Here is a 20,649-nt window from a genome sequence, read left to right as displayed (position 1 = left end):
CGTAATGGATAGGAGTGCAACGAGCGCGTCAGGTTCCGACATGGTTGACGCGAGTCAGGCAACTGTTAAGCAACTGTTAAGCAAAAGACGGAGTGCCGACAAACGTTCGGCTGATTGCAGCATTGCGCATCGCGGCAATGACGCAGGGTTCGATTCGACCTTCGGCGACCATCAAATCCCGGCGCAGGCCGTCTACCACGTCGGTGAGCTGACGCTTGTCGCTCAGTTGATCAGCGCCGAATGTACGCTCGATCACACAGACGCCCGCTTTATCCTTAAGCGTCACCAGACGTTCGCCCCGAGTACCCGCCGGGCCAATACTGGCCTGATAAGGAGCCAGCGCTTCGCTTAGCAGTAAGCTGATATTTTCCATCCGGATCACCACTCAACAGTTTGAATGCAAAGGTGCTAACCAATGACCGTCGGCGACAGCAGAAAGTTCTTTCTATCGCCTGATCACAGCACCGGTCTGTCATTTCGAGCATGCCTGTTGAATGTGACAAGGAAAAAACCGGAGGCCGATGGCGACAGGAAGTGTGCTTGTAGGAAAACTCAGCATAATTCCGCCACGCGTCCTACAAGGCGCCTATGCTATTGATCACTGCGTTAAACAATCCCGTCATCTGTAATACCAATCAGCCTTTTTGATGGAGCCACATCTTGAGCGATTCCACTGATCGCCCGTTGCGCGTCATCGTGGCTGACGACCACCCTATTTTTCTCATCGGCCTGCGTGTCGTACTGGAACAGGATGATCTGGCTACCGTCGTCGCCGAAGCCTGTAATCCGGACGAACTGTTACAGGTACTCGCGCGCCACACCTGCGATGTGCTGGTGACTGATTTCATGATGCCGGTCGAGCTGCAGAACGACGGCCTGCGCCTGTTGCAGCGTATCCACCGGGATTTTCCGGCATTGCCAGTGATCGTTGTAACGACACTGAGCAATGCCGGACTTTTTCAGTCCATGCTGGACCTTAACGTGCGCGGCCTTTTGAGCAAGGCCAGCCTTGCCGGAGAACTGCCTGCGGCCATCAGGAGCGTGCAGCGAGGTGAGTTTTTTGTCGCTGATTCCGTGCGCAGGGTGCTAAGGGAAGCCCGTCAGTACGGCCCTGATGCGCTGTTGCCGACAGAAAAACTGTCGCCAAGAGAGCTGGAAGTGTTACGCCTGCTCTCGGCCGGCCATACCGTCGGCCAGATCGCTGCGCAGCTCAATCGCAGCAAACAGACTGTCAGCGCACAGAAAATCGCGGCCATGCGCAAGCTCGGCCTGGCCAACGACGCCGCACTGTTCATTTACTTGCAGGAAAGCGGCATGTCCTGAGGCTGGCCTTCTGTCAGCATGGCCTGCAGATGAGACTCGCGCTCGACGGCCCAGCGCAGGAACTCTGATGCGGGCATCGGACGCGCAATGAAATACCCCTGAATAGCCGGGTTGCCCAATGCCAGCAGGCTGTGAAAGTCGTCAATCGTTTCGACCCCCTCCACCACTACCGACATCGACAGCCGCTGCGCCATGAGCATGGCTCCAGCCACCACTGCGGACTTGCGCGCATCGTCGGCCATGCCACGCACAAACTCGGTCGGTATCTTCAACTCGCTGAAGGGTAACTGAAGGAGCCTGTCGATATTCGAAGCACCCATGCCAAAGTCATCGATAGACAATTTGCAGCCCTGCATGCACAGCCTCAACAGGCCCTCCATCTGCCAGGTTTCCGGGCGGGCGGCGTCCTGTTCGAGAATCTCCAGGGTCAGCGCAGTTGCCGGCACGCCATGACGGGCCAGCGCCTGCATGATCTGCCCGGCGAAATCCGCCTGTTGCAGCACTTGTGGGTCGATATTGACCGCAATCGACAGCACTTCGCCCTGCTCGCGCATGAACTGCGCAGAGAACTGCAAGGCCTGATCCAGCACACGCCAGGTCAACGCAACGGTCAGTTCCTCAGCTTCGATGGCGTCCATGAAGCGTCCGGGAGCCAGCAAGCCATGCGCGGGGTGCTGCCAGCGAACCAGCGCCTCGACACCCAGCAACTCGCCTTGCAGACTCACCTTGGGTTGAAAATAGGCAACCCACTGTTCGGCAACAGACGCAACGTCTATGGGCATAGTGTCTTTCGGATCAAACAACTCCACCGCAGACAGCGCCCCGAACGCACGCTTTACCGGTGAGTGTGGCGTACTCCCGGCACGGCCTGGCCCGTACGCCTCAAGCAGGTCATGGAGTACAGCGGCCGAAGCAGGTTTTTGCACATACCCCAACACTTCCAACCCCTGACTGAGCGCCAGTTGCGCAACACCTTCCAGCACGTAAGCGGCAGAGCTGCTGACAATGATAAGCGCCCTCGCCAAACCGTTTTCGGCCATAAAGCGGATCAGCTCAAGGCCGTCGGGGCCGTCCATCTGCAAGTCACAGATAGCAATGTCGACAGGACCACGGCTTTGCAGGGAAAGCCTGGCAACCTCAACGCTCTCGGCAGCCAGCACATCGAAGACCTGATTGGCGTTGAGCATCTGGTGCAGAGCCATCAGCTGGAACGGATGGTCTTCGAGAATCAGAACCTTGAGTGAGTGCACGGTCACGCCTACGGTAGTCAGAGCCAACGGCTCAGGGGAACACTTACTGTAGCTCCTCCCGCACGCATGCCCCATAGGACATGTCCTAAACCTGATGGCGATTACGGTTTTTCATGCAAGCTTCAATCGCGGGCCGGTGCAATGTCGGGCACTGCCACCAATTGCAACTCGATATCAGCGCGCAGGCCGGTCATCGCAGTCTCCAGCGCCAGCCAGCGCTCAGGCACACTGGCCACACACTCAAGCCGCACACTGTTATCAAGCGCTGCGCACGCCCTGGCCAACGGCACTGCGTCAACCAGACTCGCCGCGCCCTTGAGCCTATGCAGACAAGCGCTCAAGGCTTTCCAGTCATTTGCCAGCACCGCAGGCTCCAGCAAGGCGTGCTCATGCCTGAGGTTCTTCCACAACTCGCCCAACAAACGTTGCATCTGTTGCGGATTGGCCTGGGTCATGTTTTGCAGCGTACTGATGTCGAACGTCGGCTCACGTACCCGATCCGCCAGTTCGTGGGCCAGACGCGTCAGCGAAAGCGGCTTGATCAGCAGACCGTCCATCCCCGCCTGCTCACAACGTGCAGCCTCGTCGCTCATTGCGTTAGCGGTACAACCAATGACCGGACAGTGCCGGAGCTGCTCTTTCTCTTCAATCTGTCGAATGGCTTCGGTCAATGCATAGCCGCTGATACCCGGCATGTTGCAGTCGGTAATGACAGCATCGAAAGGCAGTTCGCACCAGGTCGACAGTGCAGCCTTGCCGTCTTCGACAGCCACCACCTGATGGCCGAGAAACTCCAGTTGCCGGGTCAACACCAGCCGATTGGCCGACATATCATCGACCACCAGCAGACGAAGGCTACGCGTATCCGCAGGTGCATCCTGGGCATCGTCGGAGGGCGAAACCGGCTCGCTCACTCTGATCAGCGGCAAATCGATGTTGACCAGCGTGCCCTTGCCCGGCTCGCTGTGCAGGCTGATATCGCCCTTCATCAACTCCACAAGTTGCCGCGTGATACTCAGTCCCAGCCCGCTCCCCCCGTAATGTGCAGCGGTGTCGCCGCTTGCTTGAGTGAAGGGCTGGAATATCTGCTGTTGACGCCCAGGCTCGATACCGTCGCCACTGTCCTGGACAGCGATGCGTACATCCGACGAGTCGGGTGAGTCATCCAGCACCTCCACCCTCACAACGACCGCCCCTTGCCGGGTGAATTTCAGGGCGTTGCCCAAAACATTATGCAGCACCTGACGCAACCTTAGAGGGTCAAGCCAGTAATAGCCCTGAGCCTGCTCGGAGAACTCCAGCCGCAGTTCCAGGCCCTTTTCCTGAGCCTGCGCTGAAAAAAGCTCGATGACACCCTCGAAAAGAGCCTGCAAGGATGTGACGGTTAATGACAATTGCATGCCGCCCGCTTCGATTCTGGCCAGATCAAGACTTTCGCCAATCAGTGCGACCAGTTCCGTAGCCGAGCGGTGGGCGACCTGCAAGCCTTGCGACGGTATCTGCCCCTGGCGTAAAGCGTGTGCGCATTCCAGCTCCAGCAAACCGATGATTGCGCCCATTGGCGTGCGAATTTCATGGCTCATGCTGGCCAGGAAGATACTTTTCGCCTCGTTGGCTTGAGCGGCCAGACGCATTGCTTCCTGGAGCTGCTGCTCGAGCTGCTTGCGCTCGGTGATATCGACCCAGCCGCCCAGCAACCCCTGCAACTGTCCGTCGGCGGCGAAGAAAGGGACCGTCCATTGCCAGACGTCCATGCGTCTTCCGGACAGTTCGATGGTGCGATCGGAAAAGACCGGCTGGTGATTTTCCAGCAAATTCAGGTAATCGGTATGCATCTGTTCGGCTAATGCATGCGGTATCAGATTGACATCGGTAAGGCGTCGGCCATTCATCTGCTCGAAACTGATGCCCAGGCTCTGCTCGTAGCTACGGTTGCAGGAAATCAGTCGTCCCTTGAGATCGCGAACATAAATCGGATTGGGGATACCATCGAACAAGGCGTGCTTGAAGGCCAGTTGGTCATTGAGCTGCCTTTCGGCCTTGAGACGCTGGCGAATCTGCACCTTGAGGCGACTGCTCCAGACCAGCGAGACCAGCCCGGTGAGTAACGCCAGGGCCAGTACCCAGAATACCCACTGCGGTATCCGCCCCCAGAGCGAAGGCTGAGGCAGTGCCGAGCCAAGCCACTTCAAACGGATCGAGCGCAACTCGGCCACCGGGAATTCCTCCAGCGCCTTATTCAGAATGCCCAGCAGTTCGGGCTGGGTCTTGATCACCGAAAACCTGTCGGGTGACCATTGTCCATCGACACTGCGGGCGACCTTCAGTTGCCCGGCCGGGAACAGGTAGGCACCCACTTCATTCTGAATGGTTGCGTCGGCAACACCGCTTTCCACCAGGGCGCGGGCCTGGTCGTAGGTTTCCACCAGCCGCAGCTGGATCAAGGGGTGCTCGCGCCTGATCAGGTCCTCGAGCGCATGCCGGGCAGGCAGTGCCAGCACTTTCCCGGCAAGACTGTCGAGCGATACTCGGGATGAGCGCTCGGAGCGCACCACGAACATCCAGCTGTTGCCTCCGAACGAATAGGTAAAGTCCAGAAACCGCCGGCGCTCGGCATTTTCTGCAAGCGAGGTGTTCATCTCGGCAAGACCGGCACGCAGCATTTCAATGCTCTGCTGCGTGGAAGGCACTTCCTGATGAACGAACTGTAACCCGGTCATGCGTGAGATACGGGACAGCACATCTGCGTTCAGCCCCACCCATTGGCCATTCTTGTCTTTGTAGATGTACGGCGGATGCTGTGTGGTGGCGATGGTCACGCTCGGGTGCTTGAGCAGCCAGCGCCGCTCGGCACCGGTAAGGCGAATGCGTTGTCCCTCCACGTCAGCACCCAGCCCCATGGTCCAGCGGCCGAGCACTTCACGACTGATCGACGGTTCAATACTGTCCAGCGCACGATTGATGAAGGTCAGCAAGCGCTGCTCATCGTCACGCACTGCAAAAGAAAACCCTACCGGGGGCAATCGGCTTTCGAACTTGATCTGCAATCCGAGATAAGGGCGCAGGGCGGTGTAGGCCCGGACAATGACTTCGTTGCCGATGAAAGCGTCGACTTCGCCCTGACTCAAGGCCTCCAGAGCACTGTAAAGGTTAGGCGCGACAATGAGCTCGCTGTCAGGATAAACGCGGTGAGCTACGTCCGAGTCGGCATAGCCATCAAGCAGCACAACCTTCTTGCCGGCCAGGCTTGGCGGCGGGCTCAGATCGTTGCCACGACCGACGACCACAGATCGGTCAGACATGTATTCGGTCGAGAACGACAGCCCTTTCACACCCCGCTCAAAACCATTGGCGCTGGTCAGCAGGTCTATCTTGCCGTCACGCAGCGCCTCGATGGCCTCGTCACGCATGGCAAAACCCGTGACCTGCACAGGAATGTTCAACTGGTCGCTGACCAGCCCAAGATAGTCGGCACTGATGCCCTGATAACGGTTGCGGTCACTGGTGATGTCAATCGGCTCGTAGTCAGCAATCGCAATGCCGACCCGAAGCACTTTGCGCTGGTCGAGCCACACACGATCCTGATCTGCCAGGGCCAGATCCGCTGAAGCCACGAAAGGGGCTGTCAGTGTAAACGGCAAGCTTTGCGCCGCATCGGCTGCCTCGGCAAAAACCAGCACCAACAACATGCATGCCATGCGCCACGCGCGGCCTCTCGATGTGCTGTCTGTCTCCCTGACTACGCTCTGCATGCTTGCCTGCTTCACTACAAATGACCCAACTCTATGGTTCGAAAACCAGCGAAGTTTGGCACGTAGAAACAGAAAGGCCCGCCAAGTGGCGGGCCTAAAGTTGTTACACGACGCTTCTGTCAGAGCGGTTTGCCGCGATTGCCGTGCTGGCTGACAAACGCCTGTATGGCTTTCAGGTCATTTGGCAGTACAGTGCAGCGCTCGTCCCGCTCGAACAAATCAGACAAATGTGCAGGTAGCTCAAGCGCTTTTCCTACACCGGCCTTCTCCACCGCTTCCGGAAACTTGACCGGATGCGCCGTACCCAGAATCACCATTGGCGTGTCCAGGCTGCGACGGCATTCACGAGCAGCCTTCACTCCGATAGCGGTATGCGGATCAAGCAGTTCGCCGGTGCTGGCGAACACTTCGGCAATGGTCGTGCAAGTGTCCTCGTCGCTGACCGCCAGCGAATCGAACAGCTTGCGGGTTTCGGTCCAGCGCTCTTCTTCGACACTGAAACCGCCGCCCAGCCTGAACGTGCTCATCAACTCGGCAATCGCAGAACCGTTGCGACCGTGCATATCGAACAACAGGCGTTCAAAGTTGGACGACACCATGATGTCCATGGAAGGCGACAACGTCGCGTGCAGGGTTTCCTTGACGTACTGATTGCCGCTCATGAAGCGGTGCAGAATGTCGTTGCGGTTGGTGGCGACGATCAGTTGATTGACCGGCAGCCCCATGTTGCGCGCCAGATAACCGGCAAAGATGTCGCCGAAGTTGCCGGTCGGAACCGAGAACGATACCGAGCGCGCTGGCCCGCCCAACTGCAACGATGCATGGAAGTAGTAGACGATCTGGGCCATGATTCGCGCCCAGTTGATCGAATTGACGGCGACCAGACGCGTGCCCTTCAGGAAACCCTGATCGGCGAAGCTGGCCTTGACCATTTCCTGGCAGTCGTCGAAGTTGCCTTCTACTGCAATGTTGTGGATGTTGTCGCCAAAGATGGTGGTCATTTGCCGGCGCTGAACATCCGATACCCGATTGTTAGGGTGCAGAATGAAGATGTCGACGTTGTCACAGCGGCGGCAGCCTTCGATGGCCGCGGAGCCGGTGTCACCCGAGGTAGCGCCGATGATCACCACACGCTCGCCACGCTTGGCCAGCACATAGTCCAGCAAGCGGCCGAGCAATTGCAGCGCGAAGTCCTTGAACGCCAGGGTAGGACCGTGGAACAGCTCAAGTACCCACTCGTTGCCATTCAACTGACGCAACGGTGCTACCGCACTGTGGGCGAAGACACCGTAGGTCTCTTCAAGAATTTTCTTGAAATCGGCATCCGGGATGCTGCCAGCCACAAAGGGGCGCATCACCCGGAAGGCAAGTTCGTGATACGGCAGACCGGCCCAGGAGGCGATCTCTTCCTGAGTGAAGCGTGGCAGGTTTTCCGGCACATACAGACCGCCGTCGCTGGCCAGACCAGTCAACAGCACGTCTTCGAAGTTCAGGGCCGGCGCCTGGCCGCGAGTACTGATATAGCGCATGGGATCAAACCTTTGGTTTGAGCCGAAAGCTTCAAGCCTCAAGCTCAAAACGACTGGCGTCTGACTTTAAGCTTGCAGCTGACGGCTCGCAGCTGATGTTAATTAAGATGTTCTACGCGAATACGAACCACCGGACCAACCACGTCCTGAAGAGCTTCCAGGGCCTGAATGGCGTCATTGATGCGCTGCTCCACAACACGGTGCGTCAACAGGATCATCGGCACCAGGCCATCGTGTTCTTCGACTTCCTTTTGCATGATCGACTCTATGTTGATACCGCGCTCGGACAAGATACTCGCCACCTGGGCCAACACGCCCGGGTGATCCTTGGCCTGGATGCGCAGGTAGTAGGCGCTTTCACAGGCTTCGATCGGCAGAATCGGGTGCGCGGACAGCGAATCAGGCTGGAAGGCCAGATGCGGCACACGGTTTTCCGGGTCGGAGGTCATCGCCCGCACCACGTCCACCAGATCGGCCACCACGGAGGAAGCCGTAGGCTCCATACCGGCACCGGCACCGTAGAACAGCGTCGAGCCGGACGCATCGCCATTGACCATCACCGCGTTCATCACGCCGTTGACGTTGGCAATCAGGCGATCGGCCGGGATCAGCGTCGGGTGTACGCGCAGTTCGATGCCCTGGGCCGTACTGCGTGCAACGCCCAGGTGCTTGATGCGATAGCCCAGCGCCTCGGCGTAATTCACGTCGGCGGTGGTCAGTTTGGTGATGCCTTCGGTGTAGGCCTTGTCGAACTGCAGCGGGATGCCAAAGGCAATGGAGGCCAGAATGGTCAGCTTGTGCGCTGCATCGATACCCTCAACGTCGAAGGTCGGATCAGCCTCGGCATAACCCAGCGCCTGGGCTTCGGCCAGAACGTCCGGAAAGGTACGGCCCTTCTCGCGCATTTCGGTGAGGATGAAGTTGCCAGTACCGTTGATAATGCCTGCAACCCAATTGATACGGTTTGCCGACAGCCCCTCACGGATGGCCTTGATGACCGGGATGCCGCCAGCGACAGCTGCTTCAAAAGCAACGATTACGCCCTTTTCACGCGCCTTGGCGAAAATCTCGTTGCCGTGAACTGCGATCAGCGCCTTGTTGGCGGTCACTACGTGCTTGCCGTGCTCGATGGCCTTGAGGACCAGTTCACGGGCGATGGTGTAGCCACCGATCAGTTCAACGACGATATCGATTTCAGGGTTGGTCGCAACGGCAAACACATCACTGGTAGTAGGCGTACCGGCAATCTGGCAGTTGGGGTTTGGTGTACGAACCGCAATTTGCGCAACTTCGATTCCTCGCCCGGCACGGCGGGCGATCTCCTCGGCGTTACGCTGAAGTACGTTGAAAGTACCGCCACCGACAGTACCCAGCCCACATATGCCTACTTTGACCGGTTTCACTGATGAACTCCCCGAAAAACAGTCGAACCTGAATCGACTGTGGAAAACCGCCGCATGTCGCCATGCGACTACACATTTGACGAAACGCCGAAAGCTGGCACCCTGCACACGCAAGGCAAGCCCGAACGCGCCGGCTTATTTGGCGCTCAGCGCCAGCTTGGCAACCTGAGCAGCAGGTTGATAGCCCGGAATGACCTGACCGTCGGCGAGGACAATTGCAGGTGTGCCATTGACGCCGATCGACTGACCTATTTCATATTGCCTGCTCACCGGATTGTCGCATTTGGCGGCCTTGATATCCTTGCCGTCGACCATGCGGTCCATGGCGCTTTTGCGGTCCTTGGAGCACCAGACGGCCTGCAACTGCTCGTCACCCGGAGACCCCAGGCCCTGACGCGGGAATGCCATGTAACGGACTTCTACACCCATTTTGTTCAACTGCCCGACTTCCTCGTGCAGCTTGTGGCAATACGGGCAGGTGGTGTCGGTGAATACCGTGATGTGCGACTTGGTCTCGCCCACAGCCGGGTAAATCACCATCTCGGAAGTCGGAATGGCATTGATGGTCTTGGCAATGGCCAGACGCTCGGTCTTCTCGGTCAGGTTGACCGGCTTGCCGTTCTGCACCTGAAACAGATAGCCCTGAACCACGAACTGACCGTCGGCACTGGCGTACAGAACACGGCCGCCCTTGAGTTTCACTTCGTAAAGGCCGTTGAGCGGGCTCGGCGAGATGCTCTCGACCGGCAATTGCAGCTCCAGCGAATCGAGCGTCTTGCGAATAGCCTGATCGGGGGCAGTATCAGCGAAGGCAGAGAGGCTGAATGTGCCAGCCAGCATCAAAGCGGCGGCAGCGAAAAACTGGGGCAAACGCATGAAAACTCCTATGACGACGGACAGACCGGCAGCGGTCAGAAAAAGACGCGCCAGCCTTGATATGCGAAACCGGCAAAGCCTACCACAGAAGGCTCACGGGGCCGACTCAGACCGACGTAAGACTCTTCGTAAATTACATCCGATATCAACCACGCGGATGATGCTTCGCATGAATCTCCTGCAATCGCGCACGCGCCACATGGGTATAGATCTGGGTAGTCGACAGATCGCTATGCCCCAGCAACATCTGCACGACCCTCAGGTCTGCGCCATGATTGAGCAAATGTGTGGCGAAGGCATGACGCAGTGTGTGCGGTGACAGGGATTTGCCGATACCGGCAACCGTCGCCTGATGCTTGATACGGTGCCAGAAAGTCTGCCGGGTCATCTGATCGCCGCGGGTGCTGGGGAACAGGACGTCGCTGGGCTTGCCGCCCAACAACTCGTCGCGGGCACCACGCATGTAGCGTTCGACCCAAACGATGGCCTCTTCGCCCATCGGCACCAACCGCTCCTTGCTGCCCTTGCCCATGACCCGCAGCACGCCCTGGCGCAGGTTGACCTGCTCCAGTGTCAGGCTGATCAGTTCGGTCACACGCAGGCCGCAGGCATACAGCACTTCGAGCATGGCGCGGTCACGTTCGCCGATGGGCTCACTCAGGTCGGGTGCTGCCAGCAGCGCTTCGACATCGTCTTCGGAGAGTGACTTGGGCAATGGCTTGCCCAACTGAGGCATATCGATCTGCAGAGTTGGATCGAGCGTAATGAGCTTTTCACGCAGCAGGTAGCGATAGAAGCCTCGGGCACCGGATAAAAAGCGCGCTGTAGAGCGCGGTTTGTAGGCATTTTCAACGCGCCACGCAAGATGATCGAGGATGACCTCGCGTCCGGCACTGGGTAGATCAACGTTGCGTTCCTGCAGCCAGCCGTTGAACAGCGCCAGGTCGCTGCGGTAGGAATCGCGGGTGTTATCGGACAGCCCCTTTTCAAGCCAGAGCGCATCCAGAAACCGGTCAATCAGCGGGTGGTCGATGGCAGACATTTCAACTCAGTATGTGCGTGATACGCCGAAAACGAATTTTCAAACATCAGATAGCAAAAAGGCAGCCCGAAGGCTGCCTTTTTTATGCATCGAAAAACTGTATCAGGACAGTTTTTCCTTGATGCGCGCTGCTTTACCGGACAGGTCACGCAGGTAGTACAGTTTGGCCTTGCGAACGTCACCGCGACGTTTCACAGCCATGCTGTCGATTTGCGGGCTGTAAGTCTGGAAAGTACGCTCAACGCCAACACCGTTGGAGATTTTGCGAACAGTGAAAGCACTGTTCACGCCACGGTTACGCTTGGCAATTACAACGCCTTCGAACGCTTGCAGACGAGCGCGGTCGCCTTCCTTCACTTTAACCTGAACGACGATGGTGTCGCCTGGTGCAAAGGTAGGGATCTCTTTGGTCATCTGCTCTGCTTCGAGGGCAAGAATGATTTTGTTAGTCATGCTGGTGCTCCTAAGGTAATCCGTATGGATCGACCATCGATACGTTAACTATCGTCCCGCTCGCGGATGTATTCCGCCAGCAGCTTCTTCTCTTCTCCAGAAAGCGAGCGGCTTTCCAGAAGATCAGCGCGTCGTTCATAGGTCCGCCCAAGGGACTGCTGTAAACGCCAACGCCGGATGTGCGCGTGATTGCCACTTAGCAACACGTCGGGAACACGCTGATCCGCATACACCTCAGGTCGGGTGTAGTGCGGGCAATCCAGCAGACCGTCCGTGAAGGAATCTTCCTCCGCGGAGTCCACATGCCCTAAAGCTCCAGGCAGCAGCCGCGTAACCGCGTCAATCAGGACCATAGCCGGCAGCTCGCCACCGGAAAGAACATAGTCACCAATCGACCACTCTTCATCGACATGAGCATCAATAAAACGCTCGTCAATGCCTTCATAACGACCGGCGATGAGGATAATCGCTTCCTCCTGCGCCAGTTCGCGTACCGCAGACTGATTCAGCTGACGGCCTTGTGGCGACAGGTAAATAACCTTCGCCGCATCCCCTGCTGCTTGCCTGGCCTGAACCAGAGCATCTTCGAGGGGCTTGATCTTCATCACCATGCCCGGACCACCGCCAAATGGGCGATCATCCACAGTGTGATGGCGATCAGTGGTGTAATCCCGCGGATTCCAACAAGTCAGCTGCAATAGCCCTTGTTTCACCGCACGGCTGGTAATGCCGTATTCGCTGATGGCGGAAAACATCTCGGGAAACAGACTGATAACTTCTATGCGCAGGCTGGCCATGGCATTCAGAAGTCCGCGTCCCAATCCACCTTCATCTCGCCAGCAGCCATATCGATTGCCAACACACATTGCTCCGTATAGGGCAACAGGCGTTCACGATCATCCAGGCTACCCGCGCAGGGCTTTACAACCATTACATCGTTCGAACCGGTTTCGAGCAGGTGATCGATTTTCCCGAGCAGTTGCCCGAGTTGGTCGATGACCTTGAGGCCTTCAAGCTGGTACCAGTAGTACTCGCCATCGTCCAGATCAGGGAACAGGTTACGCGGCACGCAGATTTCGTAACCGGAGAGAAGACGAGCTTCTTCACGATCATCGAGACCTTTGAGCTTTGCGACCAGAAACTTGCTTTGCAAGCGCCCGCTGACCAGCTCCACCTGTTTCTCAACGCTGCCTTCGCGCCGAAGCGTCCAGGTTTTGTAGTCCAACAGGTTTCCAATCGGATCAGTAAAGGAAAAAACCTTCACTTCGCCGCGAACGCCATGAACCGAGTAAATCTTGCCAATGACGATCAGATCGTCGGCAGATGCAGGCGTCGCGTTCATAAGACTCAGGCCGCGGCCTTGGTCTTGTTGTGCTCTTTGAGCAGCTGGGCAACGCGCTCGGAAGTTTGTGCACCAACGCTCAACCAGTAGTTGACGCGTTCTTCGTTAACGGACAGACGGATTTCCTGACCACGGGCAACCGGGTTGAAGAAACCAACCTGTTCCTTGTGGGAACCGTCACGAGCGTTGCGGCTGTCGGTTACGGTCAAGTGGTAAAACGGGCGCTTTTTGGAGCCGCCAAGGGCAAGACGGATGGTTAGCATTGAACATCGTTCCTGTAGTCGGTGCTGCAAATCTAAGATGCACAGCGGGCATAGGTGCCCGAAAGGCCGCATATTCTAAGGAATATCCCGACTTTTGCAAATGTCTTTTTCCGGCGCCTATCGGCATGCCTTCCAGATTTGCGAGGGAGCTGTCGGTATGACAGCAGGTAAAAGCCCGCATAACGCGAGCTGACCGGGGGTCACCCCCCGTGTGGGACGCGTGCAAAGAAACTTGCACGCGACGCAATTACATTTTTGGCATGCCGCCGCCAGGGAGCATTCCGCCCATGCCGCGCATCATTTTTGCCATTCCGCCCTTGGCGGAGAACTTCTTCATCATCTTCTGCATCTGTTTGTGCTGCTTGATCAGACGCCCGATGTCCTGCACCTGGGTACCCGAGCCCATTGCGATACGGCGCTTGCGCGAGCCGCTGATCAGGTCCGGGTCACGGCGTTCGCCAGGTGTCATCGAGTTTATGATGGCTTCCATCTGCTTGAACTGCTTCTCGGCCGCGCCCTGGGCATTGCCCATCTGTGCCAGATTGACGCCGCCGATGCTTGGCAGCTTGTCCATGAGGCCGCCAAGGCCGCCCATGTTCTTCATCTGCTGCAGCTGATCGCGGAAGTCTTCGAGATCGAAGCCTTTGCCTTTCTTGAGCTTTTTCGCCAGCTTGTCGGCTTTATCCTTGTCGAGAGTCTGTTCAGCCTGCTCGATAAGGCTGAGCACATCGCCCATGCCAAGGATTCGCGACGCGATACGGTCAGGATGGAAAGGCTCCAGCGCCTCGCTCTTCTCGCCCATACCGATGAACTTGATCGGCTTGCCGGTAATTGCACGCACCGACAGGGCCGCACCACCGCGAGCATCACCGTCGACCTTGGTGAGGATCACACCGGTCAGCGGCAGTGCATCACCGAAGGCCTTGGCGGTGTTGGCCGCATCCTGACCGGTCATGGCATCGACCACGAACAGCGTTTCAGCTGGCTTGGTCGCAGCATGCAGCGCCTGGATCTCGCCCATCATCTCGACATCGACGTGCAGACGACCGGCGGTATCGACGATGACCACGTCAATGAACTTGAGCCTGGCTTCTTTAATGGCCGCCAGGGCGATGTCGACCGGCTTCTGGCTGATATCGGAGGCGAAGAACGTCACACCGATGTCGTTGGCCAGGGTTTCAAGCTGCTTGATGGCGGCAGGACGGTAGACGTCGACCGACACCACCATCACGGTCTTCTTCTTGCGCTCTTTAAGGAAGCGCGCGAGCTTGCCGGCGGTAGTGGTCTTGCCCGCACCCTGCAGGCCCGCCATGAGAATGACGGCAGGCGGCGTGACATTGAGCACCAGATCTTCGTTGGCAGCGCCCATCAGGCTTTCGAGTTCGGCCTGGACGATCTTCACGAATGCCTGGCCTGGCGTCAGGCTGCGCGACACCTCGGTGCCGACGGCGCGCTCCTTGACGTTGTTGACGAAGTCTTTGACCACCGGCAAGGCGACGTCGGCTTCAAGCAACGCCATACGCACTTCGCGCAAGGTATCTTTGATATTGTCCTCGTTCAGCTTGGCCTTGCCAGTAACATGGCGCAGCGTCTGCGAGAGGCGGTCAGTCAGGTTTTCAAACATGCGCGATCCTTTCAGGCTCTCGTCGAACCCCGGTTGATGCGGCCCGGCCCGTAATGCAGAAATGGCGCTCGGCGAGCCTGCGGCTTGAGCAGGTCGCGGATTATAGCGAAGACTCCGCCGCACGGACACCACGCAGTCTGCTTCTGTGGTCTTTCGTGATTTGCCGGTTCTATGCCAAACTCAACGTCTTTTCAGGCCCGTCCATCAGGATCTATGTCCCCTTTGCCACCCAGCCTGCTTCCCAGCCTCGCCGCCGCCGTTCTTTACGCCGCTGCGACCGTCTATCAGAGCCTGCGTCTGAGCCAGGCTGTCAAGCCCGACAAGCGGCTGCTTTGCCTGCTTGGTACGCTGGCGGTGGTCGCACACGCCATCGGTCTGTTTTCCCAACTGACGCATTCCGTCGGCCTGGGCCTGGACTTTTTCAACTCGGCCAGCCTTATCGCCGCGTCAGTGATCGTTGTGACCCTGATCGCCACGTCACGCATTCCGGTGGAAAACCTGCTGGTGCTGCTGTTCCCATTGGGGATGGTGACCGTCCTGCTCGCCCAGTTCGCCCCCAGCGGCACCGTACAGCCGATCATGGAAGAACCCGGCATCCTGAGCCATATCCTGCTGTCGCTGCTGGCTTACGGGATGTTCACCATTGCCGTATTCCAGGCGTTGCTGTTGCTGTTGCAGGACTACCGGCTCAAGCACAAGCACCCTTCCGGACTGATCAAGAACTTCCCGCCGCTGCAAACCATGGAAAGCCTTCTGTTTGGCTTCCTCTGGGCTGGCTGGACACTGCTTTCACTGTCGCTGATTTCCGGCTGGCTATTCGTTGAAAACCTGTTTGCCCAGCACCTGGTGCACAAGACCCTGCTGGCTTGCCTGGCCTGGGTCGTGTTCAGCGTGCTGCTGTGGGGGCGCAACCGCCTTGGATGGCGAGGCCACAAAGCCATTCGCTGGACCCTGGGCGGCTTCTGCCTGCTGATGCTCGCCTACTTCGGCAGCAAGCTGGTACGCGAATTCATCCTGCACATCTGACGGGCCCTGATCATGGATAATCTGCCCCTTGGCCCACTGCTTGGCGTCCTCGCCCTCCTTATGCTCTGGGCTGGTCTGCTGACGTCCGTCGAAGCCGCGCACCATCAACTCAAGGCAATGCGCGCCGCCAGCCGCTCGGACAAGGCCGCGCCGCTTCCCGAGCTGGCCTTCAACCTGAACAGCCTGATCCTGGGCAATACGCTGATCAGGGTGTTGATCACCGTAATCGCGACACTGATTGCTGCCAATTACTGGTTCTACAACGGCCCGACCGTGGCATGGCTGGGTACCGTGAGCGTCATGCTGGTGTTCGCCGAATACATACCGCGCCGCCTGGCGAACCGTCACCCTGTCTCGACACTGCTACTGGGCAATGGCGTACTGCGCATTCCAATGAAGATCGTCTGGCCGCTGGCCTACGTGTTCAACGTGCTCGCCAAGACGCTGCTGCGCCCGTTTCTGTCACGCCACGTGCAGCAACAGGAGCAGAACTTCGAAGACGATGTGCAGAAAACCAACCGCCACGACATTGTTCACGAGCATTATCCGCGCGCCAGCGTGCTCTCGGGCATACGCGCACTGGACAGCATAACGGTCAATGACATCCTGATACCGCGCAACGAGGTGGATGGCGTCAACCTTGATGATCCGATGGAGCTGATCATCGAGCGCCTGATCATTTCACGTCACACGCGCCTGCCGGTCTATCACAACGACATAAATCAGGTTCAGGGCGTCATCAATACCCGCGACATCAGTCACCTGCTGCCCAAGAGCACACTGACCAAAGAGCAGTTGCTGGCAGTCTGCTACGAGCCTTATTTCGTTCCGGAAAGCACTCCGTTGCAGTTGCAGCTGCTGAATTTCCACAAACAGCAGCGCCGCCTCGGCGTGGTGGTTGATGAGTACGGGGAAGTGCTGGGTATCGTCACCCTTGAAGACATTCTTGAAGAAATCGTCGGCGAGTTCGAAAGCGAGCAGCGGCTGGACAATCCCCACGTCAAGCAACAGGAAGACGGCCGCCTTGAGGTGGAAGGTGCTGCGTCCATTCGCGAACTCAATAAAAGCCTTGGCTGGCACCTGCCTTCAGATGGCCCGAAAACCGTTAACGGGTTGGTTACCGAAGCACTGGAGACCATTCCAGAGGCTCCGGTCTGCTTGAAAATAGGGCCTTACCGGCTGGAAATTCTCGAAACCGAAGACAATCGCGTCAAGCGCGTGGCCATGTGGCAGAACACCCTCGTTCGCACCTTCAAATAGATTTTTGCCTTCAAATAGATCCCGGCGACACCCTTGCCTCTCGACCCATTCGGGTTACTCTGCTCGACGCTTTACCCACAATCACAATAATGAAAGCTTGTCGGGGCACGGTCCTTGCCGCCCGGCGAGTCGACAGTCAGGGAATCCGCATGACCAGCACCCCGCCCTCTCGCGAAAATAATGCCGCGCCCGTAAAGCCGGCGAATTCGGCGACCCGCGTCGCCACAGCCAGCTTCATCGGCACGGCTATCGAGTTCTACGACTTTTACGTTTACGCCACTGCCGCCGCCCTGGTGATAGGTCCGGTGTTTTTCCCGCAGACCTCAGGCACGGCACAAATGCTGTCGTCATTTCTGACCTTCGGTATCGCCTTTCTCGCACGCCCGCTCGGGTCGGCGCTGTTCGGTCATTTTGGCGACCGGATCGGGCGTAAATCGACCCTAGTGGCGTCGCTGTTGTTGATGGGGATCTGCACCACGTTGATCGGCGTATTGCCCGGTTATGCGACTATCGGCGCGTGGGCACCGATTCTGCTGTGTGTACTGCGCTTTGGTCAGGGGCTTGGCCTGGGCGGGGAATGGGGTGGCGCTGCGCTACTGGCGACCGAAAACGCCCCGCAAGGCAAACGAGCCTGGTTCGGCATGTTTCCGCAGCTGGGGCCTTCAATCGGTTTTCTGACCGCCAATGGCCTGTTTCTAGCACTGGCCATGACCCTCACCGATGAGCAGTTCCGCTCGTGGGGCTGGCGAATCCCGTTTCTGCTCAGCGCCGTGCTGGTCATGGTCGGGCTGTATGTACGCCTGAAGCTGGAGGAAACCCCTGTCTTCGCCAAGGCCATGGCCCATCACCAACGTGTCAGCCTGCCGATCGTGGAAACCTTCAGCCAGCACTGGCGGCCAATGCTGCTTGGTGCAGCGTCGATGGTCGTCTGTTATGCGCTGTTTTATATCTCGACGGTGTTTTCATTGAGTTACGGCGTGGCCACGCTGGGCTATACCCGTGAAACGTTTCTGGGGCTGTTGTGCTTTGCGGTGCTGTTCATGGCGGCTGCCACCCCATTGGCTGCACTGGCAAGCGACCGCTTCGGGCGCAAGCCGGTACTGATTGTCGGTGGTGTGCTGGCGATTTTGTCAGGTTTCACCATGGAACCACTATTGACTCACGGCAGCACCTGGGCCGTGGCGTTGTTTCTGTGCATCGAGCTGTTTCTGATGGGCATCACGTTTGCCCCCATGGGCGCACTGCTGCCAGAGCTGTTCCCGACACAGGTTCGCTACACAGGCGCATCGGCGGCATACAACCTGGGCGGGATCGTCGGCGCCTCGGTTGCACCCTTCTTCGCCCAGAAACTGGTGGCGATGGGCGGCTTGAGCTGGGTGGGCGGGTATGTATCTGCAGCTGCGCTGATCAGCGTGCTGGCGGTGTTGAGCCTGAAAGAAACTCGGGATAGGGAGCTATAAGCCTCAAGCTGCAAGCAAGAGCACCACACTCCTGCTTGCAGCTGCGCCCTTACAACTTTACGTCTACCGCTTGCGATGCTCGGGTCGCTTTGGCCCGCGCGGCTTCGATGGACTCGTCGCGAGCCAGGGCGACGCCCATGCGGCGTTGACCGTTGACTTCCGGTTTGCCGAACAGCCGCAACGCGGTGTCAGGCTCGGCCAGCGCCGCGCCGAGGTTGGCGAAAGCGGTCTGAGTGGACTGGCCTTCGACCAGAATCACTGCGGAAGCAGATGGCCCGAACTGACGGATCAACGGGATCGGCAGGCCGAGAATCGCGCGAGCGTGCAGGGCAAACTGCGACAGGTCCTGAGAAATCAGGGTGACCAGACCGGTGTCGTGCGGGCGCGGCGAGACTTCGCTGAACCACACTTGATCGCCCTTGATGAACAGCTCGACGCCGAACATGCCACGGCCACCCAGTGCCTCGGTCACAGCCCTTGCAACACGCTCCGACTCTGCCAACGCTACCGGGCTCATCGCCTGAGGCTGCCAGGATTCCTGATAGTCGCCCTTCTCCTGGCGATGACCAACCGGCGCGCAGAACGTGGTGCCACCGATGTGACGCACGGTCAGCAATGTGATTTCGTAATCGAAGTCGATGAAACCTTCGACAATGACGCGGCCCTTGCCAGCGCGACCGCCTTCCTGCGCGTAATCCCAGGCTTTCTGCACGTCATCGACGCTCTTGAGCAGGCTCTGCCCTTTGCCCGACGAACTCATGACCGGCTTGACCACGCACGGGAAACCGAGGTCTTCGACCGCCTTGCTGTACGCCTCGAAGGTGTCGGCAAAGTGGTAAGGCGAAGTCGGCAGTTTCAGCTCTTCGGCCGCCAGACGACGAATGCCTTCACGGTTCATGGTCAACTGTGCCGCGCGCGCGGTCGGGATCACGGTGAAGCCTTCGGCCTCAAGCTCAACCAGAGTTGCAGTGGCGATGGCTTCGATTTCCGGAACGATGAAATCCGGCTTCTCGGCCTCGATGACGGCACGCAACGCGGCCCCGTCGAGCATGTTGATCACATGGCTGCGATGAGCAACCTGCATCGCGGGCGCGTTCTCATAACGGTCAACAGCGATCACTTCAACGCCCAGGCGCTGCAGCTCGATCACGACTTCCTTGCCCAGTTCGCCGCTGCCGCAGAACAGTACGCGAGTCGCGGTGGGCGACAGTGGAGTTCCGATTTGAGTCATCTCAGGTCCTCGTGAAGCAGATATCGAGGGCTGCCTGCCTTATGCAAGCAACCGCTATGGAGAAAGGCGCGCAATTTACCACGAAGCCCCGGCAAATGGGCGCTCAGCCCGGACAAGCATTGTTGCGCGCTCGCCAGGCCATGATCATCCAGACCAGGGTCACGCCGGCGAACTTCGATGCCAGTGCAGTGAGCACAACTGGTGCAGTCAGGGCGTCGATCATGCCGAAGAAGATAAAGGTATCCAGCGGAATACTGAGTGCAGAGCTGATCCATAACCGGTCACGCAACGGGCGCCTGGTAATGCTGAAAACCAGCCAGTCGATACACTCGGAGACCGCGAACGCAGTGGCGCTGGCCAGGGCAATGGTCGGATCGCTGGTGACATACGAAAGCACCAGCGCCACCAGCATGGCGATGATCGCGCCATGACCAAAGCGAATTTGCACCATATCGCGCAACACAAACACCAGCCCGCCCCAAGCAGACCAGATGATGTCCAGATGCGGCGCACTGGAGAAGGCGAAGTTGATCAGCACGACACTGCCGATGTAAGCGATCAGGAAAAGCATGGTGGGTTTGGGCCTGTGCAAGCGAGCGGCAATGATAGTAAACGCGGACAAGAGCCGCGCCCAAGCGAAAACGAAAGCACTATTTCTGACGCAGGAAATGCATCGACTGTACCGCCCTCTTCGCGAACAAGTTCGCTTGTATGGTAAGACTTGAAGGGAGGAGGAGGGACTTAGTTCGCTTCTGACTGTTCGCGCAGTACAGACCCGTAGGAGATTTCACCCCTCCTCCTTTCACCCAAGCGCC

At 58.3% G+C, this 20,649-nt stretch carries 18 protein-coding genes; 4 read left to right on the top strand and 14 right to left on the bottom strand.

Features of this window, described 5'->3' with window-relative positions; genetic code table 11:
• Positions 1 to 76: 76 nt before the first annotated feature.
• A complete protein-coding gene (locus RGM3321_RS10325) occupies positions 77 to 373 on the bottom strand; it encodes a DUF3509 domain-containing protein (protein ID WP_005743386.1) in 297 nt (98 codons plus the stop codon).
• 287 nt (positions 374 to 660) lie between these two features.
• On the opposite strand from RGM3321_RS10325, the gene RGM3321_RS10320 reads away from it, so the two are divergent.
• Positions 661 to 1,323, top strand: coding sequence for a response regulator transcription factor (locus RGM3321_RS10320; RefSeq protein WP_244392973.1), 663 nt, complete (start codon positions 661 to 663; stop codon positions 1,321 to 1,323).
• Here the strand turns inward: RGM3321_RS10320 and RGM3321_RS10315 are convergent.
• The 11 genes from RGM3321_RS10315 to ffh all read right to left on the bottom strand — a co-directional run bounded on the left by RGM3321_RS10315 (position 1,296) and on the right by ffh (position 14,857).
• Positions 1,296 to 2,579 carry an EAL domain-containing response regulator gene (locus RGM3321_RS10315; RefSeq protein ID WP_244393038.1) on the bottom strand — a complete coding sequence of 428 codons (1,284 nt, stop codon included), beginning with the start codon at positions 2,577 to 2,579 and terminating at the stop codon, positions 1,296 to 1,298. The two genes, RGM3321_RS10320 and RGM3321_RS10315, sit on opposite strands and share 28 nt — an antisense overlap.
• Positions 2,580 to 2,695: 116 nt before the next feature.
• Positions 2,696 to 6,262, bottom strand: coding sequence for a transporter substrate-binding domain-containing protein (locus RGM3321_RS10310; protein WP_244393037.1), 3,567 nt, complete (start codon positions 6,260 to 6,262; stop codon positions 2,696 to 2,698).
• A 182-nt stretch (positions 6,263 to 6,444) separates the two neighbouring features.
• The gene (gene thrC / locus RGM3321_RS10305) at positions 6,445 to 7,854 is read right to left on the bottom strand and encodes a threonine synthase (RefSeq protein WP_244392972.1); all 1,410 of its coding nucleotides are present in this window, start codon (positions 7,852 to 7,854) and stop codon (positions 6,445 to 6,447) included.
• Between the two features lie 98 nt (positions 7,855 to 7,952).
• A complete protein-coding gene (locus tag RGM3321_RS10300) occupies positions 7,953 to 9,257 on the bottom strand; it encodes a homoserine dehydrogenase (RefSeq protein ID WP_244392971.1) in 1,305 nt (434 codons plus the stop codon).
• A gap of 135 nt (positions 9,258 to 9,392) precedes the next feature.
• A complete protein-coding gene (gene dsbC, locus RGM3321_RS10295; protein WP_244392970.1) occupies positions 9,393 to 10,133 on the bottom strand; it encodes a bifunctional protein-disulfide isomerase/oxidoreductase DsbC in 741 nt (246 codons plus the stop codon).
• 145 nt (positions 10,134 to 10,278) lie between these two features.
• Complete coding sequence (xerD, locus tag RGM3321_RS10290) at positions 10,279 to 11,175, bottom strand: site-specific tyrosine recombinase XerD (RefSeq protein WP_244392969.1); 897 nt, start codon at positions 11,173 to 11,175, stop codon at positions 10,279 to 10,281.
• 102 nt (positions 11,176 to 11,277) lie between these two features.
• Entirely contained in the window at positions 11,278 to 11,628 is a 351-nt protein-coding gene (gene rplS, locus RGM3321_RS10285; RefSeq protein WP_002552524.1) for a 50S ribosomal protein L19, read from the bottom strand.
• A gap of 44 nt (positions 11,629 to 11,672) precedes the next feature.
• The gene (gene trmD / locus RGM3321_RS10280; protein ID WP_002552523.1) at positions 11,673 to 12,425 is read right to left on the bottom strand and encodes a tRNA (guanosine(37)-N1)-methyltransferase TrmD; all 753 of its coding nucleotides are present in this window, start codon (positions 12,423 to 12,425) and stop codon (positions 11,673 to 11,675) included.
• Between the two features lie 5 nt (positions 12,426 to 12,430).
• The gene (gene rimM / locus RGM3321_RS10275) at positions 12,431 to 12,970 is read right to left on the bottom strand and encodes a ribosome maturation factor RimM (RefSeq protein ID WP_002552522.1); all 540 of its coding nucleotides are present in this window, start codon (positions 12,968 to 12,970) and stop codon (positions 12,431 to 12,433) included.
• 5 nt (positions 12,971 to 12,975) lie between these two features.
• The gene (gene rpsP, locus RGM3321_RS10270) at positions 12,976 to 13,233 is read right to left on the bottom strand and encodes a 30S ribosomal protein S16 (RefSeq protein ID WP_002552521.1); all 258 of its coding nucleotides are present in this window, start codon (positions 13,231 to 13,233) and stop codon (positions 12,976 to 12,978) included.
• A 247-nt stretch (positions 13,234 to 13,480) separates the two neighbouring features.
• On the bottom strand, positions 13,481 to 14,857 hold the full coding sequence (gene ffh / locus RGM3321_RS10265; RefSeq protein WP_005732467.1) for a signal recognition particle protein: 1,377 nt from the start codon (positions 14,855 to 14,857) through the stop codon (positions 13,481 to 13,483).
• A gap of 213 nt (positions 14,858 to 15,070) precedes the next feature.
• Here ffh and ccsA point away from each other — a divergent pair, with 213 nt between their 5' ends.
• The 3 genes from ccsA (at position 15,071) to RGM3321_RS10250 (ending at position 18,603) form a co-directional block, all read left to right on the top strand.
• Positions 15,071 to 15,883: a cytochrome c biogenesis protein CcsA gene (gene ccsA / locus RGM3321_RS10260; RefSeq protein ID WP_244392968.1), complete on the top strand. Its 813-nt coding sequence runs from the start codon at positions 15,071 to 15,073 to the stop codon at positions 15,881 to 15,883.
• Between the two features lie 12 nt (positions 15,884 to 15,895).
• On the top strand, positions 15,896 to 17,143 hold the full coding sequence (locus tag RGM3321_RS10255) for a CNNM domain-containing protein (protein ID WP_244392967.1): 1,248 nt from the start codon (positions 15,896 to 15,898) through the stop codon (positions 17,141 to 17,143).
• A 149-nt stretch (positions 17,144 to 17,292) separates the two neighbouring features.
• A complete protein-coding gene (locus RGM3321_RS10250; protein ID WP_244392966.1) occupies positions 17,293 to 18,603 on the top strand; it encodes an MFS transporter in 1,311 nt (436 codons plus the stop codon).
• Between the two features lie 49 nt (positions 18,604 to 18,652).
• Here RGM3321_RS10250 and purT read toward each other — a convergent pair whose 3' ends face one another.
• Positions 18,653 to 19,834, bottom strand: a complete 1,182-nt coding sequence (purT, locus tag RGM3321_RS10245; protein ID WP_244392965.1) for a formate-dependent phosphoribosylglycinamide formyltransferase — start codon at positions 19,832 to 19,834, stop codon at positions 18,653 to 18,655.
• 103 nt (positions 19,835 to 19,937) lie between these two features.
• Positions 19,938 to 20,405, bottom strand: a complete 468-nt coding sequence (locus tag RGM3321_RS10240; protein WP_004666056.1) for a preQ0 transporter — start codon at positions 20,403 to 20,405, stop codon at positions 19,938 to 19,940.
• Positions 20,406 to 20,649: the final 244 nt, after the last annotated feature.

The organism is Pseudomonas sp. RGM 3321, from assembly GCF_022836805.1.
GTDB lineage: Bacteria > Pseudomonadota > Gammaproteobacteria > Pseudomonadales > Pseudomonadaceae > Aquipseudomonas.
The sequence above is the reverse complement of the archived record's forward strand: the minus strand, read 5'-3'. Positions and strand labels throughout refer to the sequence as shown.

Coding starts and splice junctions, on each gene's coding strand:
- RGM3321_RS10325 (WP_005743386.1), bottom strand. CDS start 373: ATGGAAAATATCAGCTTACTGCTAAGCGAAGCGCTGGCTCCTTATCAG.
- RGM3321_RS10310 (WP_244393037.1), bottom strand. CDS start 6,262: ATGTTGTTGGTGCTGGTTTTTGCCGAGGCAGCCGATGCGGCGCAAAGC.
- thrC (WP_244392972.1), bottom strand. CDS start 7,854: ATGCGCTATATCAGTACTCGCGGCCAGGCGCCGGCCCTGAACTTCGAA.
- dsbC (WP_244392970.1), bottom strand. CDS start 10,133: ATGCGTTTGCCCCAGTTTTTCGCTGCCGCCGCTTTGATGCTGGCTGGC.
- xerD (WP_244392969.1), bottom strand. CDS start 11,175: ATGTCTGCCATCGACCACCCGCTGATTGACCGGTTTCTGGATGCGCTC.
- rplS (WP_002552524.1), bottom strand. CDS start 11,628: ATGACTAACAAAATCATTCTTGCCCTCGAAGCAGAGCAGATGACCAAA.
- trmD (WP_002552523.1), bottom strand. CDS start 12,425: ATGGCCAGCCTGCGCATAGAAGTTATCAGTCTGTTTCCCGAGATGTTT.
- rimM (WP_002552522.1), bottom strand. CDS start 12,970: ATGAACGCGACGCCTGCATCTGCCGACGATCTGATCGTCATTGGCAAG.
- rpsP (WP_002552521.1), bottom strand. CDS start 13,233: ATGCTAACCATCCGTCTTGCCCTTGGCGGCTCCAAAAAGCGCCCGTTT.
- ffh (WP_005732467.1), bottom strand. CDS start 14,857: ATGTTTGAAAACCTGACTGACCGCCTCTCGCAGACGCTGCGCCATGTT.
- ccsA (WP_244392968.1), top strand. CDS start 15,071: ATGTCCCCTTTGCCACCCAGCCTGCTTCCCAGCCTCGCCGCCGCCGTT.
- RGM3321_RS10255 (WP_244392967.1), top strand. CDS start 15,896: ATGGATAATCTGCCCCTTGGCCCACTGCTTGGCGTCCTCGCCCTCCTT.
- RGM3321_RS10250 (WP_244392966.1), top strand. CDS start 17,293: ATGACCAGCACCCCGCCCTCTCGCGAAAATAATGCCGCGCCCGTAAAG.
- purT (WP_244392965.1), bottom strand. CDS start 19,834: ATGACTCAAATCGGAACTCCACTGTCGCCCACCGCGACTCGCGTACTG.
- RGM3321_RS10240 (WP_004666056.1), bottom strand. CDS start 20,405: ATGCTTTTCCTGATCGCTTACATCGGCAGTGTCGTGCTGATCAACTTC.